The sequence below is a fragment of the Rhodococcus sp. NPDC127593 genome, from assembly GCF_042671975.1.
Classification (GTDB): domain Bacteria; phylum Actinomycetota; class Actinomycetes; order Mycobacteriales; family Mycobacteriaceae; genus Rhodococcus_F.
In genome coordinates, this window is record NZ_JBHXWI010000026.1 from 18,957 (window position 1) to 35,043 (window position 16,087).

8 protein-coding genes are annotated in these 16,087 nt (G+C 68.2%); 2 read left to right on the forward strand and 6 right to left on the reverse strand.

Going from position 1 to position 16,087, the window contains the following annotated elements; all coding sequences use genetic code 11:
• The first annotated feature begins 37 nt into the window (after positions 1-37).
• On the forward strand, positions 38-3,361 hold the full coding sequence (locus ACFVJ3_RS23965; protein ID WP_378454414.1) for an arabinosyltransferase domain-containing protein: 3,324 nt from the start codon (positions 38-40) through the stop codon (positions 3,359-3,361).
• A 117-nt stretch (positions 3,362-3,478) separates the two neighbouring features.
• The gene (locus ACFVJ3_RS23970) at positions 3,479-4,453 is read left to right on the forward strand and encodes a hypothetical protein (RefSeq protein WP_378454415.1); all 975 of its coding nucleotides are present in this window, start codon (positions 3,479-3,481) and stop codon (positions 4,451-4,453) included.
• Between the two features lie 71 nt (positions 4,454-4,524).
• Here the strand turns inward: ACFVJ3_RS23970 and ACFVJ3_RS23975 are convergent, their stop codons facing one another.
• The 6 genes from ACFVJ3_RS23975 to ACFVJ3_RS24000 all read right to left on the reverse strand — a co-directional run bounded on the left by ACFVJ3_RS23975 (position 4,525) and on the right by ACFVJ3_RS24000 (position 16,063).
• On the reverse strand, positions 4,525-6,069 hold the full coding sequence (locus ACFVJ3_RS23975) for an acyl-CoA carboxylase subunit beta (RefSeq protein WP_005248832.1): 1,545 nt from the start codon (positions 6,067-6,069) through the stop codon (positions 4,525-4,527).
• Positions 6,066-11,132, reverse strand: coding sequence for a polyketide synthase Pks13 (pks13, locus tag ACFVJ3_RS23980; RefSeq protein ID WP_378454519.1), 5,067 nt, complete (start codon positions 11,130-11,132; stop codon positions 6,066-6,068). Before pks13 ends, ACFVJ3_RS23975 begins: the two co-directional genes overlap by 4 nt.
• A 103-nt stretch (positions 11,133-11,235) precedes the next feature.
• Positions 11,236-13,131: a long-chain-fatty-acid--AMP ligase FadD32 gene (gene fadD32, locus ACFVJ3_RS23985; RefSeq protein ID WP_378454416.1), complete on the reverse strand. Its 1,896-nt coding sequence runs from the start codon at positions 13,129-13,131 to the stop codon at positions 11,236-11,238.
• A gap of 186 nt (positions 13,132-13,317) precedes the next feature.
• Positions 13,318-14,307, reverse strand: a complete 990-nt coding sequence (locus tag ACFVJ3_RS23990) for an LLM class F420-dependent oxidoreductase (RefSeq protein ID WP_378454417.1) — start codon at positions 14,305-14,307, stop codon at positions 13,318-13,320.
• 193 nt (positions 14,308-14,500) lie between these two features.
• Entirely contained in the window at positions 14,501-15,481 is a 981-nt protein-coding gene (locus ACFVJ3_RS23995) for a cutinase family protein (protein WP_378454418.1), read from the reverse strand.
• 6 nt (positions 15,482-15,487) lie between these two features.
• Complete coding sequence (locus ACFVJ3_RS24000; RefSeq protein ID WP_378454419.1) at positions 15,488-16,063, reverse strand: DUF732 domain-containing protein; 576 nt, start codon at positions 16,061-16,063, stop codon at positions 15,488-15,490.
• Positions 16,064-16,087 lie beyond the last annotated feature (24 nt).

Below are 16,087 nucleotides of genomic sequence, written 5' to 3' on the forward strand. Positions count from 1 at the left end.
TATGCCTACTCAGGTTCCTGACATACCATCGACAACCGTGCCCGACGCTCTGACAACTTCCGTCTCCGATCCCGAATCCACTTCGCCGCCTGCTCGCCAGGACCGGCGGAGTGAGTACCGGACCGCTCGCCTGATCGCCGTCGTCACCGGCCTCATCGGGTTCGTGCTGGCAGTGGCAACTCCGTTCATGCCGGTGCAGCAGACCACCGCTGCGGTGAACTGGCCGGAGAACGGCGTCGTCGGCGACCTCGAGGCACCGCTGATGTCGCAGGTCCCGGTCGACCTGTCGGCGGCGATCCCGTGTTCCGCGGTGGCCGGGCTCCCCCCGCAGGGCGGAATCCTGCTGGCCACCGCCCCCGCGCAGGGCGAGGGTGCGGCACTGAATGCGATGTTCGTGCGGGTGTCGGACAAGTCCGTCGACGTGCTCGACCGCAACGTCACCATCGCGACGGCACCGCGCGCACAGGTGCAGTCGGGCGCCTGCACCGAGATCCGCATCACGTCGAACATCGACGCGACGTCCGCCGAGTTCGTGGGTCTGACCACTCCGACCGGTGACCCGATCGCCGGTTCCCTCACCGGCGACCTCCGCCCGCAGGTGGTGGGCGTGTTCAGCGACCTCCGCGACGGGGCGGCGCCGGCGGGCCTGTCGTTCACGATGAACGTGGACTCCCGGTTCTCGTCGAGCCCCACGCTGATCAAGCTCGTCGCCATGATCGTGGCCCTCCTCGCCACGGCCATCGCGCTGGTCGCCCTCGGCCGCCTCGACGGCACGGACGGGCGCGGGCACCGCAACTTCCTGCCGTCGCACTGGTGGAAGTTCACCGGACTCGACACGATCGTCGTGGGCACGCTGGTGCTGTGGCACTTCATCGGCGCCAATACGTCCGACGACGGCTACCTGCTCACCATGGCCCGGGTCTCCGACCACGCCGGCTACATGGCCAACTACTTCCGCTGGTTCGGTGTCCCCGAGGCGCCGTTCGGCTGGTACTACGACGTGCTGGCCGCGATGGCCAAGATCTCGACGGCCAGCCCGTTCATGCGACTGCCCGCCCTCATCGCCGGCATCCTGTGCTGGATGGTGATCAGCCGGGAGGTCGCTCCCCGCCTCGGCCGGTCCGTCCGGCGCAACAAGGTCGCACTGTGGACCGGCGGACTAGTCTTCCTCGCGTTCTGGCTGCCCTACAACAACGGCCTGCGGCCCGAGCCCATCGTGGCGCTCGGCGCCCTGCTCACGTGGTGCTCCATCGAGCGTTCCATCGCGACCGGACGTCTTCTCCCCGCGGCTGTCGCCGTCCTGATCGGCGCGTTCACTCTCGCGGCCGCCCCGACGGGACTGATGTGTGTGGCCGCCCTGCTCGCCGGCGCCCGCCCGCTCGTCCGGATCGTCGTCAAGCGCCACCGCCAGGTGGGGACGCTGCCGCTGCTGGCTCCGATCGTGGCCGCGGGCACGATCGTCCTGGTGGTCGTGTTCGCCGACCAGACGGTCGCCGCGGTGATGGAGGCCACCCGGGTCCGCACCCTGATCGGCCCGAACCTCGAGTGGTACAAGGACTTCCTGCGCTACTACTACCTCTTCGTCCCGACCGTCGACGGTTCGGTGGCTCGCCGCTTCGCGTTCCTGACGATGATCCTGTGCCTGCTGACGACGCTGTTCATCCTGCTGCGCCGCAAGCGGATTCCCGGTGCCGCCACCGGCCCGTCGTGGCGTCTGCTCGGTGTCGTGTTCGGCACGATCTTCTTCATGATGTTCAACCCCACCAAGTGGACCCACCACTTCGGGGCGTACGCGGGCATCGCCGGCTCCCTGGCCGCACTCACCGCCGTCGCCGTGTCGGCGTCCGCGCTGCGGTCGCGCCGCAACCGCACGATCTTCCTCGCCGGCCTGCTGCTGATGCTGGCCCTGACGTTCGCGGGCATCAACGGCTACTGGTACGTCTCGAGCTACGGCGTGCCGTGGTTCGACAAGGCCGTCTCCATCGGCGGCCGCCAGTCCAACACGTTCTTCCTCGTCCTGTTCGGGCTGGCCGTCGCACTGGCCGCCTGGCAGTACCTGCGTGAGGGATTCGCCGCGCCACCCGCCCGCGCCAACACCGAGAAGGGCAGGCGGATCAGGAAATTCGCGGCCGCCCCGCTCACCGTCGTCGCCGGCATCATGGTGCTGTTCGAAGTCCTCTCGCTCCTGAAGGGCGCCGTCTCCCAGTACCCGGCGTACTCCCTGGCACGGTCGAACTTCGACTCCCTCACCGGGCAGACGTGCGGACTCGCCGAGGACGTCCTCGTCGAAGGCGACACCAACGGCGGAAACCTCACACCCATCAACGATCCCGCGCAGCCGCTGGCGAACCCCGCCGACCCGCTCGGCGGAGCCGATCCCGTCGGCTTCTCCCCCAACGGCGTGCCGTCCGACCTGACCGCCGACTACGTCGAGGTCAAGCAGGGCATGGGCAACACCGACAACCAGAGCGTCGGGCCCACCTTCGAGACCGGATCGAGCGCCGGAACCAGCGGTGGCACCGGAAACGTCGGCGTCAACGGAAGCACCGCCAAGCTTCCGTTCGGACTCGACCCCGGCACCACACCCGTCATGGGCAGCTACCAGGAAGGCGTGCAGGAACCGGCGACGCTGTCGTCCAGCTGGTATGCACTCCCCGAGCGCAGCGACGACACCCCGCTGATCGTCATGTCCGCCGCGGGCCGCATCTGGTCGGTCGACTCGACCGGCGCCCTCACCTACGGTCAGTCGCTGCTCCTCGAATACGGCAAGCGTCAGCCCGACGGCACCGTCCAGGCCCAGGGCACCTACCTGCCCAAGGACATCGGGCCCGCACCGTCCTGGCGCAACCTGCGCGTCCCGATCAGCGAACTGTCCCCCGACGCCGACTCCGTGCGGATCGTCGCCAACGACCCCAACCTCACCGGCGACCAGTGGCTGGCCTTCACCCCGCCGCGGGTTCCGAAGCTCGAGACCCTCAACTCGACGATCGGCAGCTCGCAGCCGGTGCTGCTGGACTGGGCCGTCGGACTGCAGTTCCCGTGCCAGCGCCCGTTCGACCACCAGTACGGTGTCGCGGAGATGCCGAACTACCGCATCCTCCCTGACCGCCCGCTGGCCGTCAGCTCCACCGACACCTGGCAGTCCCCGGAGAACGGTGGCCCCCTCGGCTTCACCGAACTGCTCGCCAGCGCCACCGCCATCCCCACCTACATGCGGGACGACTGGGGTCGCGACTGGGGCTCCCTCGAGCGCTTCAACCGGTACTACCCGGACGCCACCGCGGCCACGGTCGACACCGAGACCGCCACCCGGTCCGGACTGTGGAAGCCGGGCACCCTGCGGGTGTACAGCAGCCCGTAGGCCCAGCTTGCTTGCGCGGCCCGCGGAGTTGTCCACAACCTTCCGTCCATCCACAGGGCAATTTCCGACGTGGGCTTTCGGGCGCCGGTCCGATTCGCCCACGGCATGCTCGGACCCATGCGACGAGGAACCTGGGCCGAAGATCTCTCTGCGATAGCCGCCGTCAGCCGCGACGGTGTGGTCCGGGCGGCCACCCTGGAGCGGCTGGGGGTCGCGAAGGGCACCATCTCCGCACGCTGCACCGACGGCGGTCCCTGGCAGCGGATCCTCCCCGGCGTGGTCCTGCTGCACAACGGGCCGCCGACGACGCTGCAGCGCAATCTGGCGGCGCTCGAATACGGCGGTCCGGACGCGCTGCTGTCGGGTCACGCCGCCCTCGCCGCATACGGCTACACCTCGCCGGCGTCCCGTAACGACGTGCTGCTGCTCATCCCGTCCACCCGGCATCGCCGGGACTGGTCGTACGTGAAGGTCGAGCGGACGTGGCGCATGCCCGCACCCGTCCACCGGGGGCTCCTGCGGCTCGCTCCCCCGGCGCGCAGCCTCCTGGACGCGGGACGTCGCACGCCCCAGGCGGACAGCTGTCGGGCGCTCCTCGCCGGCGGCATCCAGCGCGGCGACGTGACCGTCGACGAACTGGTGCGCGAACTCGCGCAGGGCAGCGACCGCGGGAGCCGCCTGCCCCGGGCGGTCCTGCGCGAACTGAGCGAAGACGCGCATTCCGTCGCCGAGGTTCACGCGCAGAAGGTGTATGCGACGAGCGGTCTTGCGCCGATGCGGCACAACGTGGACGTGCTGTCCGCCGCCGGGCTGTGGATCGCCCGTCCCGACGGCTGGCTGGACGACGTGGCCGTCGCCTGGGAGATCGACTCGCTGAAGTACCACTTCTCGCCCGAACTCCACGAGGCGACGATGAGGCGGCGGGCGCGGATGCAGCGCGAGGGAATCATCGTCGTGACGCACTTGCCGAAGCAGATACAGGCCGACCCGGCGACGGTGCTCGCGGATCTCCGTGCGGCGCAGACGCTGGCGGCGTCACGCCCCCGGCCGCCGGTGTTCGTCCACACCGAACCGAAGCTGCGGTCGGCATGAGCCCCTGCCGCGCCCGATGTCACAGTGGTGCAATCAGACTGTGCGACATCGGGCGAGCGGGTGGCAGCGAATCAGAGAGGCATCAAGTCATGCTTGCGCGGGTTGCGCTGCACCTTCTTGTCACGCAGCATCGTCAGCGCCTTACGGATCTCGAGCCGGGTGGTGGCGGGCTCGATGACGGCGTCGATGTAGCCACGCTCCGCCGCGATGTACGGCGTCGCGATGTTCTCGTTGTAGAAGTTGATCAGCTGCCGGCGGACGGCGGGAGCGTTCTCGCCCGCGGCCTCGATCTGCCTACGCCCGATGAGGTCGACAGCACCCTCCGCGCCCATCACCGCGATGCGGGCGGTCGGCCATGCAAAGTTGATGTCGGCGCCCAACTGCTTCGAGCCCATGACGGCGTACGCGCCGCCGTACGCCTTGCGGATCACGACGGTCACCTTCGGGACGGTCGCCGTCACGAACGCGAAGATGAACCGGCCACCGCGCTTGATGACGCCGATCCGTTCCTGCTCGAGACCGGGAAGAAACCCGGGCGTGTCGACGGCGAACACCAGCGGGATGTCGAAGGCGTCGCAGATGCGGATGAAATGCGCGGCCTTGTCCGAGGCCTGAGCGTCCAGCGCACCCGCCGCGACCAGCGGCTGGTTCGCGATCACCCCGACGGTGCGCCCGTCCACGCGAGCGAAGCCGGTGATGATGTTCAGCGCAACCTGCCCGCCGATCTCGTGGAACTCGCCGTCGTCGAAGATCCGCAGCAGGATGTCGTGCATGTCGTAACCGGCGTTGTCGGCGTCCGGGATGAACGTGTCGAGGTCGCGGTCGGAGTCCGTGATCTCCGGTTCGAGACCCGGGTTGACCACCGGCGGCTTCTCCATGCAACTCGACGGCAGGAAGCTGAGGTACTTGCGCACCCACTCGAACGCGGCCTTCTCGTCGGCCGCCACGTGATGCAGGTTGCCGTACTGGGCCTGGTTCCGGGCGCCACCGAGTTCCTCGAGGCTGACGTCCTCGCCGGTGATCTTCCGGACCACGTCGGGTCCGGTGACGAACATGTACGACTCCTCGGTAGCCACCAGGACGTCGGTGTTGATCGGCGCGTACACCGCACCGCCCGCGCACTTGCCGAGGATCATCGAGATCTGCGGGCACATCCCCGACAGCGGCTCCTGCCGACGGCCGAGCTCCGCGTACCAGGCCAGCGACGTCACGGCGTCCTGCACCCGGGCTCCACCGGAGTCGTTGATGCCGACGCAGGGGCAGCCGATCTTGGCGGCGAACTCCATGATCGCGGCGACCTTGCGGCCGAACATCTCGCCGACGGATCCACCGAACACGGTCTGATCGTGGGAGAACACCGCGACGGGGCGTCCCTCGACGGTCCCGTGGCCGGTGACGACGCCGTCGCTGTACAGGGCGTTGGGATCACCGGGCTGGCGCATCAGGCCGCCGACCTCGATGAAACTTCCCGGGTCGAGCAGCATGTCGATGCGTTCGCGCGCGCTCGGAATGCCCTTCTTCGCGCGCTTGGCGATCGCCTGTTCGCCCGCGGGTTCCTTTGCCGTTTCGAGCTTTTCGCGCAGTTCGGCAAGCTTCTCTGCGGTTGTCGTGGTCACTGATGTGCTCCGGTTCCGGCGGCCTGGATCGCCGCCAGCTTCTTGGTGAGGTCGGCACCGACCTTCGAGATGTACGGCTCGTCGACGATCTGGATGTGATCGCCGCCCACATGGATGATCTCCAGGTTCTTCACCGCCTCGCCCCAGCCGCCGTCCGGCTTCCGGGTCTTGAACGCGGGCTCCAGGTTCATCACGTCGTCGTGGTAGCGGTCGGCCATGTACAGGACGACGTCGCCGTCGTACTGCTCGATCTCGGCGGTCTGGATGGCCCGGTTGTCGAGCCACGACGTGCGCTGGTGCTCGATGATTCCGCCCGGAATCTTGGTGCCACTCAGCTTGAGCAGTTCCGTGAGGATCTTGATCTGCTCTTCGTCGCTCTCCGCCGCAGCGAGCTTGTCGTACGGCAGCGGGTAGTCCACGTTGTACGTCTTCTTCGCGAACGCGGCGTACCGCTGCCAGCGCTTGCGAATCTCGTCCGGGGTGTCCTCGACCTTCTCACCGGCCATGACCGTGTCGATCAGGCCCACGATCCGAACGTCCGCGCCCGACTCGCGCAGCAGCTTCGCCACCGCGTAGGCCAGCACACCGCCCAGCGACCAGCCGTACAGCACGTACGGTCCGTCACCCTGGATCTCGCGAATCAACGGCAGGTACTCGGCCGCCCGGACCTCGATCGGCCCCTCGGTGCGCTCGAACCCGTACATCGGCGTGCCCGCGGGCAGACGCTTCAGCAGCGGCTCGTACGCGACGGTCGAACCACCGGCCGGGTGGAACACGAACACGGGGACGGCGTCGGATCCTTCCGGGCGGGGCCGCAGCGCGCGGACCAGCCCGTCGATCTTGCCGGAATCCTCGAGGAATCCGCGCACCACGTTGGCGAGTTCCTCGATGGTGGTGGAGTCGAGGACGTCGTCGAACGTGATCTCACCGTTCGCGCGTTCCGACAACCGGACCGCCAGCTTCTCGGCCGTCTCGTCGTTCAGGATCGGCAGCGTATTGAAGATGCCCTTGGCGGACTCGCCGGTGACGACGGCCCACGTGGCGAACGTCAGACGCTCGGCGGCGTCGCGCGGCGGAACATCGGAACCGGTCGCGTCGGCGACCGCTTCCTTGCCGTCCACGGCGGCTGCCTCGGGGGCTGCGACCGTCTCCTGGACCGGGGTGGCCGCGAGGATCGCCTCGGCCTCGGCCTCCACGGACGTGTCCTCGGCGTCGAGCGGGGACACGGCGCCCTCGGAGTCACGGTCGGCCTCTGCCGCCTCGGAGTCACGGTCGGCCTCCGCGGCCTCGGAGTCACGGTCGGCCTCCGCGGCCTCGGAGTCACGGTCGGCCTCCGCGGCCTCGGAGTCACGGTCGGCCTCCGCGGCCTCCTCCGCTTCCTTCTCGGCCTTCTGCTTGTCTGCCAGCGCCTGCACCTCTTCGCGGTTCTCGACCGCGTAACGCAGGTACTTGGCGACCTCCATGAGGTTCGCATCCTTGACGGCTTGCAGCTGCAGCTGCGGGATGTCGAACTCGTACTCGACGCGGTTCTTGATGCGGACGGCCATCAGCGAATCGAGGCCCAGCTCGATGAGCGGGATCTCGGCGGGCAGGTCTTCCGGGGCGTAGCCCATGGACTCGGCGACGATCAGCGCGAGACGGTCTTCGAGCGTCTGCGAACCGTTCGGGTCCCACCTCTCACCGATGTCCTCGACGACCTCGGGCAGCTCCTCCACCGGGGAGGTCGACTGCACCGGGGCCGCGACGACGGGCTCGGGCAGAGCCTCGCCGGACGCGACGGCGGCGTCGAACAGCAGCGTGAAGCGCGGGCCGCTCTTCGCGTGTACCTGCAGCGACGCGCCACCCGGATGCGGGTTGAGCGTCGTGGTGAGCGTTCCCTCCGCCGGCGCGTGGGCGTGCAGAACGGATGCGGCGAGCGTCACGTCCGACAGCACCTGCGACGCGGCGGCGGTGACCAGTGCAGGCAGGTCGGTGACCGCGCCGGCCTGGACCTCCCACACGTGGCGGCCGTCGGGCAGCGACACGTGCGCACCCGGGACACGGGTGTTGCCGCTGGAATCGATCCGGGTCTCCACCCAGTACGGCTTGCGGATCCATGCGGTGCGCGGAACGGACGCGAAGTCGCCCTCGGGGAGCAGCGACGACAGGTCGACGGCGTGCCCGTGCACGTACAGCTGCGCGAGCGCGGCGAGGACACCGAGCGGCTCGTCCTCCTTGCGCTTGAGCGTCTGGATGAGCTGCATGTCGTGCAGACCGGCGTCGAATGCGGTGGCGGCCACGGACATCAGTGCCACCGGGTTGGGCGCCAACTCCACGAACGTGGTGTGCCCGCTGCCCACGGCGAGGCGGACGGCGTTGGTGAAGTACACGCTGTGGCGCAGACCCTTGGTCCAGTACTCCTCGCGGTGAATCGGCTCGTGGCCGGCGCGGTAGTACGTGTCCTGGTCGACCGACGAGTACACGCCCAGCTTCAGCTTGGTCGGCTCGATGCCCGCCAATTCCGCGGCCAGCTCGCCCAGCAGCGGATCGACCTGGGAGGTGTGGCTGGCGCCCTTCGTCTTGAGGACGCGGGCCATCTTCTCCTCGCCCTCGGCGCGCGCGACGATGGCGTTGACCTCGGGCTCGGGGCCACCGATCACGGTGTGCGTCGGGGCCGCGTACACGCAGACCTCGAGGTGCGGGAAGTCGGTGAGAACGGTCTCGATCTCGGCCGCGCTGTACTCGACGAGCGCCATCAGACGGATGTCGTCGCCCTCGAGCGTGGCCTCGGCCTCACCCATGAGGCGGGACCGGGCGCAGATCACCCGCACCGCGTCCTCGAGCGGCAGACCACCCGAGATGTATGCGGCGGCAGCCTCACCCATCGAGTGTCCGACCACGGCCTCGGGCTCGGCGCCGTGGTGACGCAGCAGGGCCGCCAGCCCGATCTGGATGGTGAAGATGCCGACCTGCGAGGTCTCGACGTCGTAGTCGATCGCGTCGTCGAGGAACTTCTCCTTCATGGAGTAGCCGGCCTCGTCCTCGATCAGCGCGTCGACCTCGTCGATGGCCGCGGCGAAGACCGGGTTCTCCAGGTAGAGCTGCTTGGCCATCTTGCGGTGCTGCGAACCGAAGCCCGACAGAACCCAGACGGCGCCCTTCGACGACGGCGAATCCGCCGAGAACACACCCTGCCCGGGCTTCCCGGCGGCGATGGCGCGCAGTCCGGTGACGGCCTCGGAGCGAGTCTTCGCCAGGACGACGGCACGCGAGCGGCCGTGGTTGCGGCGGGCCAGAGAGCGCGCGACATCGGCGAGCGGAGTGGTGCTGCCCTCTTCGGTCTCCAGCCAGTCGGCCAGATCCGCGGCGGCACGACGACGACGCGACGGCAACGCACCCGACACCGGGAGCACAACCGTCGGCTCGACAGCCTCTACGGTCTCGACCACCGCTTCCTCGGCGGGAACGACGGTGTCGACAGGCTCGGCCGCTTCGTCCACGGCAGGTCCGGTGTACTCCCGCACGACGACGTGCGCGTTGGTGCCACCGAAACCGAACCCGGACACACCGGCGACGGCCGTGCCCGTGTAGCGCGGCCACGCCGCACCCTCGGGAATGACCTGCAGGTGCGCCTTGTCGAACGCGATGTACGGATTGGGTCCGGCGAAGTTCAGCGTCGGCGGCAGGGTGTCTTCCCGCATCGACAGCACGACCTTGATCAGGCCAGCGGCGCCTGCGGCGGCCTCGAGGTGACCGAAGTTGGTCTTGGCCGAGCCGAGCAGCGCGGGCTTGTCGTCGGCGCGTCCACGACCGACGACGCGTCCGAGTGCGTCGGCCTCGATGGGATCGCCGAGGATGGTGCCGGTGCCGTGCGCCTCGATGTAGTCGACGCCGGCCGGGTTGATGCCCGCGTCGCGGTAGGCGTAGCGCAGGACGTCGGCCTGCGCGTCGGGGTTCGGGGCCGCAAGCCCGTTGGAGCGGCCGTCCTGGTTGACCGCGCTACCGGCGATGACCGCGAGGATCTCGTCGCCGTCACGCTCGGCGTCCTCGAGACGCTTGAGGACGACGAGGCCGCCGCCCTCGGCGCGGATCATGCCGTCGGCGTCGGAGGAGAATGCCTTGATGCGGCCGTTGGGGGCCATCACACCCAGCTGGTCGAAGCCCAGCGTGGCGGGCGGCGCGACGAGCATGTTGACGCCGCCGGCGAGCGCTAGATCCGACTCACCGGACCGCAACGAGCGCACCGCCTGGTGCACCGCTACGAGCGACGACGAGCAGGCCGTGTCGAGGGCGATGGACGGTCCGCGGAAGTCGTAGAAGTAGGACACCCGGTTGGCGACGATGGACGTCGACGTACCGGTCAGCGCATACGGGTGCGCGTGGACGGGGTCGCTGACCGCGAGCAGCTGGTAGTCGTTGGCCGAGCTGCCGATGAACACACCGACCTGCTCACCCTTGAGTTCGCTGGCCGGGATGCGGGCATGCTCGAGGGCTTCCCACGTCAGTTCCATCGCGAGGCGCTGCTGCGGGTCGACGTTCGCGACCTCCAGCGGGGACATCGCGAAGAACTCCGCGTCGAAGGTCTTCACGTCGTCGAGGTAGCCGGCCTGCGTGTTGGCCTTCTCGACGGCGGCCTTGATCTGCGGGTCGGAGGTGAACTCCTCCCAGCGGCCCTCGGGCAGGTCGGAGATGCCGTCGCGGCCCTCCGCGAGCATCTGCCACATCTCGGCAGGAGTCTTTCCCGCGCCGGGAAAGCGCGAGGCCAGGCCCACGATCGCGATGTCGTGCGCGTCCGACGTCGGCACCGACGCGTAGTACGCGGCGTCCGCCGAGTCGTCGAGCTGCTCGGGTTCGCCCTCGATGATGCGGGTGGCCAGCGACGCGATGGTGGGGTGCTGGTAGGCGACCGTCGCGGTGAGCGTGACGCCGACCAATTCCTCGATCTCGCCACTCAGCGCGACGGCGTCGCGAGACGACAGACCGAACTCTTCCATCGGGCGGTCGTCGGTGATCTGACCGACCGGTTGCCCGGTTGCGTCGGCAATCCAGTTGCGCAGCCACTCGCGCAGCTGCGCGACCGTCATGTCACCGGTGTTGCCGGTGGCATTCCCCGTCGCTTCGCTCGCCCCGACCCGGTCATCATCTTTTTCAGCCATCAACTCACCAAGCTACCCGTCAGGAAGTGGACTATTCGGAAACGCTATCGGGGAAGGCCGTCTGCGTGTATCCGCCGCGCAGGGTGCCTTCGATGTAGCTCGCCTTGCACGCGCGGCGGGCGATCTTGCCGCTCGACGTACGAGGAATCGAGCCCGCGGGCACCAGCAGGATGTCGCGCACGGTGACCCCGTGCCTGCTCGACAACGCCGCCCGCACCGTGTCGGCGATGGGCTGGGGGTCGGCCTTGCCCGCACCCGGTGCGCGCTCGGCCACGATCACGAGCTGCTCGGAGGAGTCGCCCGCGTCGTAGTTCAGACCCGAGTGCGTGTTCTCGAACACCACGGCGGGCAGCTGGTTGGCCGGGACCGCGAACGCGGCGACGAAGCCGGGGCGGAGCGCGGTGCTCGCCTCCTGCGCCGAGTACTCGAGGTCCTGCGGGTAGTGGTTGCGGCCGTCGACGATCACGAGGTCCTTGACGCGGCCCGTGATGAACAGCTCGCCGTCGATGTAGACGCCGTAGTCGCCGGTCCGCATCCAGTTGGCGTCCTCGGGCGTGCCCTCCGCGTGGCTGCCCTCGGCGAGCCGGTTGGTGAGCTTGTTGTGGAACGTCTCGGCGGTCTCGTCGGTGCGGCCCCAATAGCCGATGCCGATGTTCTCACCGTGCAGCCAGATCTCTCCGACCCGGTCGTCGGGCTGCTCGATGCGCGACTCCGGATCGACGATGGCGGCCCACTGGCTGCGCGCGACGTAACCGCAGGACACCTGCGGGATGGCGTTCTCGGCGTCCTGGTCCACCTTCACGACGCGACCGGCGTTGAGCTCGTCGCGATCGACGTAGATGACGCGGGCCTCGTCCGAGTGCCGGGTCGAGGACACGAACAGGGTGGCCTCGGCCATGCCGTACGAGGGCTTGATCGCCGTCTTCGGCAGACCGTACGGCGCGAACGCCTCGTTGAACTTGCGCATCGACGATGTGGTGACCGGCTCGCTGCCGTTGATGAGACCGATCACGTTGCTCAGATCGAGGCTCTCACCGCTCTTCGGCAGACCGCGAGCGGCCGCGTGCTCGAACGCGAAGTTGGGTGCGGCCGCGAACGTGCCGGCACCGTCCGACACCGCCGCCAGTTCCTTGATCCACCGGTACGGCCGCTGCACGAACGCGCGCGGGCTCATGATGGTGATGTACTTGCCGCCCAGGGCGGGCAGGATGACGGTCAGCAGACCCATGTCGTGGAACAGCGGCAGCCACGTGACGCCGCGCGAGTTCTCGTTGAGCTCGATGGAGTCGACCATCTGCAGCGCGTTGGTGCCGACGGCGCGGTGCGTGATCTCCACACCGGCGGGCACACGGGTGGAGCCGGACGTGTACTGCAGGTACGCGACGTCGTCGAGACCGATCTCGGGGCGCACCCAGGACTCGCCGACGCTGTCGGGGATGGCGTCGACGGCGATGATGCGGGGGCGCTGGGCGGCGGGGAGGGACCGGAAGAACTGTCGAACACCCGCGGCGGAGGAGGTGGCCGTGAGGATGGCGGCAGGCGTGCAGTCACCGAGGACGGCGTGCAGACGGTCGGTGTGGCCGGGCTCGTCGGGGTCGAACAGCGGCACCGAAATCGTTCCGGCGTGGATGGCGGCGAAGAAGGAGATGACGTAGTCGAGACCCTGCGGCGCCAGGACTGCGACACGGTCGCCGGGCTTGGTGACCTGCTGGAGGCGAGCCGCGACGGCGCGCAGCCGGTGGCCGAACTGTTCCCAGGTCAGCTCTTGCGCTTCGCCGTCTCTGTCCCGCGAATAGTCGATGTAGCGGTATGCCAGCTCGTCCGAGTTCTCCCGGGTGTGCCGTTGGACGTAGTCGACCAGCGTGCTTCCCGATTCGAGCCTGATATGGCCCTTCTCGTCGATAAAATCATCGAACTTCGCGTTCATTCCATCTCCTCCGAAGCGATCACACAGGCATGCACCGGCATGACTGCGCCCCAGACTTCCTTCGCCGAATCGGATCTTGTACAACTCGCGGGGAATGACGTAACACGCCACTCACCCGAATAAGTTCATCGATTCCAAACCATCGATATGTTACAGATTGGCATCGCCGCCCTCGGTTCGCTGCGTCTACTCGCCCTTCAGTTGCGAGATGATCGGCGCGAACGCATCCATCTGTGTGGGGAACACACCGACGTAAGACATTGTCGTCTTTTCTCGCACCATACGTATCTGATCGGCGATCTCCTCGAAGCTTCCGATCGCGAGATACGGCGAGCTCAGGATGTCTTCGACAGACAGCTTGGTGTCGACCTCGATGTTGGGCGGGAAGCCCTGATCGAGTGCGGCGAGCGCCATCTCGGCGGTCTGCTCACGGTCGTCGGTGATGACGATGGTGGTGATCGTCCAGTTCAGTTCGATGTCGTCGAACCGGTCACCGGCAGCTTCCCGGATCCGGTCGACGCGCTCCATCGTCTTCTCGAGCGTGACACCCGAGAGCAGGAGCTTGCCTTCCTTACTGGTCGGCGTCGCCACGGAGATGATGTCGGCGTACTTGGCCGCGAGCGCCAGCATCTTGGGGCCGCCGCCGCCGACGGCGATCGGGGGACGCGGGCCCTGACGGGGCCGCGGACTGCCCGTCAGGCCCTTGATCTGGTAGTACTTGCCGTCGAAGTTGCACTCCTGGCCGCGCAGCAAGACGTCGAGGATCTGCAGGGTCTCCTCGAGCTTGGCGATCCGGACGCCCGGGCGCTCGTAGGCGATGCCGCCCTTGTCGAACTCTTCCTTCATCCAGCCGGCGCCGATGCCGAGTTCGAGGCGGCCACCCGACAGCACGTCGATGGTGGCGGCGTCCTTGGCGAGGATCGCCGGGTGCCGGAAGCCGTTGGCGAGGACGGCGGTGCCGAGCCGGATCTTGTCCGTGGCGATCGCGAGTGCTCCGAGAGCGGCGATCGGTCCCACCTGGTTACCCAGGTGGTCGGGGATCATGAAGCTGTCGAACCCGAGTTCCTCGGCCTTCTGCGCGAGCTTGACGAACCGACGCGCGCCGCCCTCGTCCGCGTTGCCCTCTCCGCCTGCCGCGAATCGGAACTTACGCAACGAGCTGGCGTCGGAACTCATGAATAGCTTCTCCTGTGGTGAAACGCCCGCGTTTCAGGACGTGAACATCGGTGGGGTCGGGCACCGGTGATGCCGCAACGTGCAGCACTCTACCGGTGCCGAGAAACGCACACTACCGGCCAGTACGCGTCTCGCCTATCTGTTTGGGACGTTTCACGGCTCACCGACCACGGTGAACCCATCCGCCACAAAATCAACTGTGGGCCGGGGTCGGGGCGGCCTCTATCTTCTCGGCAGCCCATCCGGCGATCCACTGTGTGGCCGTCGTGCCGGAGTCGTCGACGACGTACGAGTTGTACATCGCGTGGACGGGGTTGTTGTTGTACTCGAGCAGACGCAGACCGCTTCCGATCCAGTTGCTCGGTTTCAACGCCTGCGCCGGGGCGTCGCAGATTCCGTCCGTCGGGGCGCAGATCTCGACCGCCCGGTCGGTGAGACCACCGAAACCGCCGGGGCGGGGACCGGTCATGGTGATTCCCGGGATCTGCAGACCGGCCAGCGACAGTTCGGCTCCGACGCCGGTGACCGGCTGGCCGATATTCGTCGCGGTGGCCGGGTCGCGGCGACCGTCGGCGATGAGCCCGACACCCAGTACGAGATCCGCCGGAACAGGACCGTCACCTGCACCGATACTCGACGCGACGTCGCCGGCGATGACCGCGCCCTGGGAGAATCCGGTGAGCAGGAAGCTGGTCAGGGGGCACTCTGCGTGACGACGGATCAGGATGTCGTTGGTGGCGGCCGTGCCCGCGCCGCGGCTGTTGTTGTACGACTGCTGCCCGTCCGGCGGGAAGGCGACCGGGTTGGAGAACTGCGCGACGTACGGAACCGTGTACACGTCGGCGCGCGACGACTCGAACTGCTCCTGCAGCGGCCGCGACACGTTGAGCATCAGCGACGCCGGATTGGCCGACGGGTTGTACGGGTCGTCCGTCGGGCTGGACTCCCACGTGCCCGGGACGACCACCACCTGGACGTCGGGACAGCTCGCCGGCTGGGCGTTGGGGCGTTCGGGACCGGGCGGGGTCGGGATCGGTTTGGGCAGCCGCCCGGCGAGGAGATACCAGAGCGCGATCACTGCGACGAGAATCACCAGCAGGACAACGATCAGCACCATCAGCTTGCGCAGGAGGCTGCTCTTCTTCTTCCGCGTTCCGCGCCCGGTCAACGACATCGGCGTCTACTTGCAGTAGGTCGCGTGGGCGACATCCATGTAGGTCTGGGCGTTGGCCGTCGCCTGCTCCTGGGTCAGTTCCTGACCGGCAGCGGACGCCTCGGTGCCGACCATCGCTGTGACGAACACCATCGCTTCGGCGTCGCTCTTGCCTTCGGCCTTGGCCTGGCAGATGAAGTCGGCGGTGCTCACGGCCATGGTGCCGTCGGCGGCCGGCTCGATGCCCTTGCTCTTCAGCGCGTCGAGGAACTTCTGGCCTTCGGTACTGACCGGGACCTCGCTGGGGCCGGGGAAATCGCCCGGAACTTCCTCGGGCTGCTCCGGCGGCGCCGTCGCCGCCTGACCCGGGCTGGTCACCGGCGCGGAGGCGGAGGCCGAGGCGCTCGCGCTGGGCGCGGCGGACGCTGAACTCTCGGCGGAGCTGGACGCCGCAGCGGACGTCGTGGCGCTGGTGGACGGGTTCGACGTGGCCGTGGAGTCGTCGCTACCGCACCCGACCAACAATCCGCTTGCTGCGACGGCGAGCGCGCCTACCGCGATCGCCCGTCGGAAGGTGGTGCTGATACGTGAGTGCTGCGGCATCTATTTCCGTCCTTGCTTTCCAAG

Excerpts from the sequence above, each read along its gene's own strand:
- ACFVJ3_RS23970 (WP_378454415.1), top strand. The coding sequence starts at position 3,479 with ATGCGACGAGGAACCTGGGCCGAAGATCTCTCTGCGATAGCCGCCGTC.
- pks13 (WP_378454519.1), bottom strand. The coding sequence starts at position 11,132 with ATGACGGTCGCGCAGCTGCGCGAGTGGCTGCGCAACTGGATTGCCGAC.
- fadD32 (WP_378454416.1), bottom strand. The coding sequence starts at position 13,131 with ATGAACGCGAAGTTCGATGATTTTATCGACGAGAAGGGCCATATCAGG.
- ACFVJ3_RS23990 (WP_378454417.1), bottom strand. The coding sequence starts at position 14,307 with ATGAGTTCCGACGCCAGCTCGTTGCGTAAGTTCCGATTCGCGGCAGGC.
- ACFVJ3_RS23995 (WP_378454418.1), bottom strand. The coding sequence starts at position 15,481 with ATGTCGTTGACCGGGCGCGGAACGCGGAAGAAGAAGAGCAGCCTCCTG.
- ACFVJ3_RS24000 (WP_378454419.1), bottom strand. The coding sequence starts at position 16,063 with ATGCCGCAGCACTCACGTATCAGCACCACCTTCCGACGGGCGATCGCG.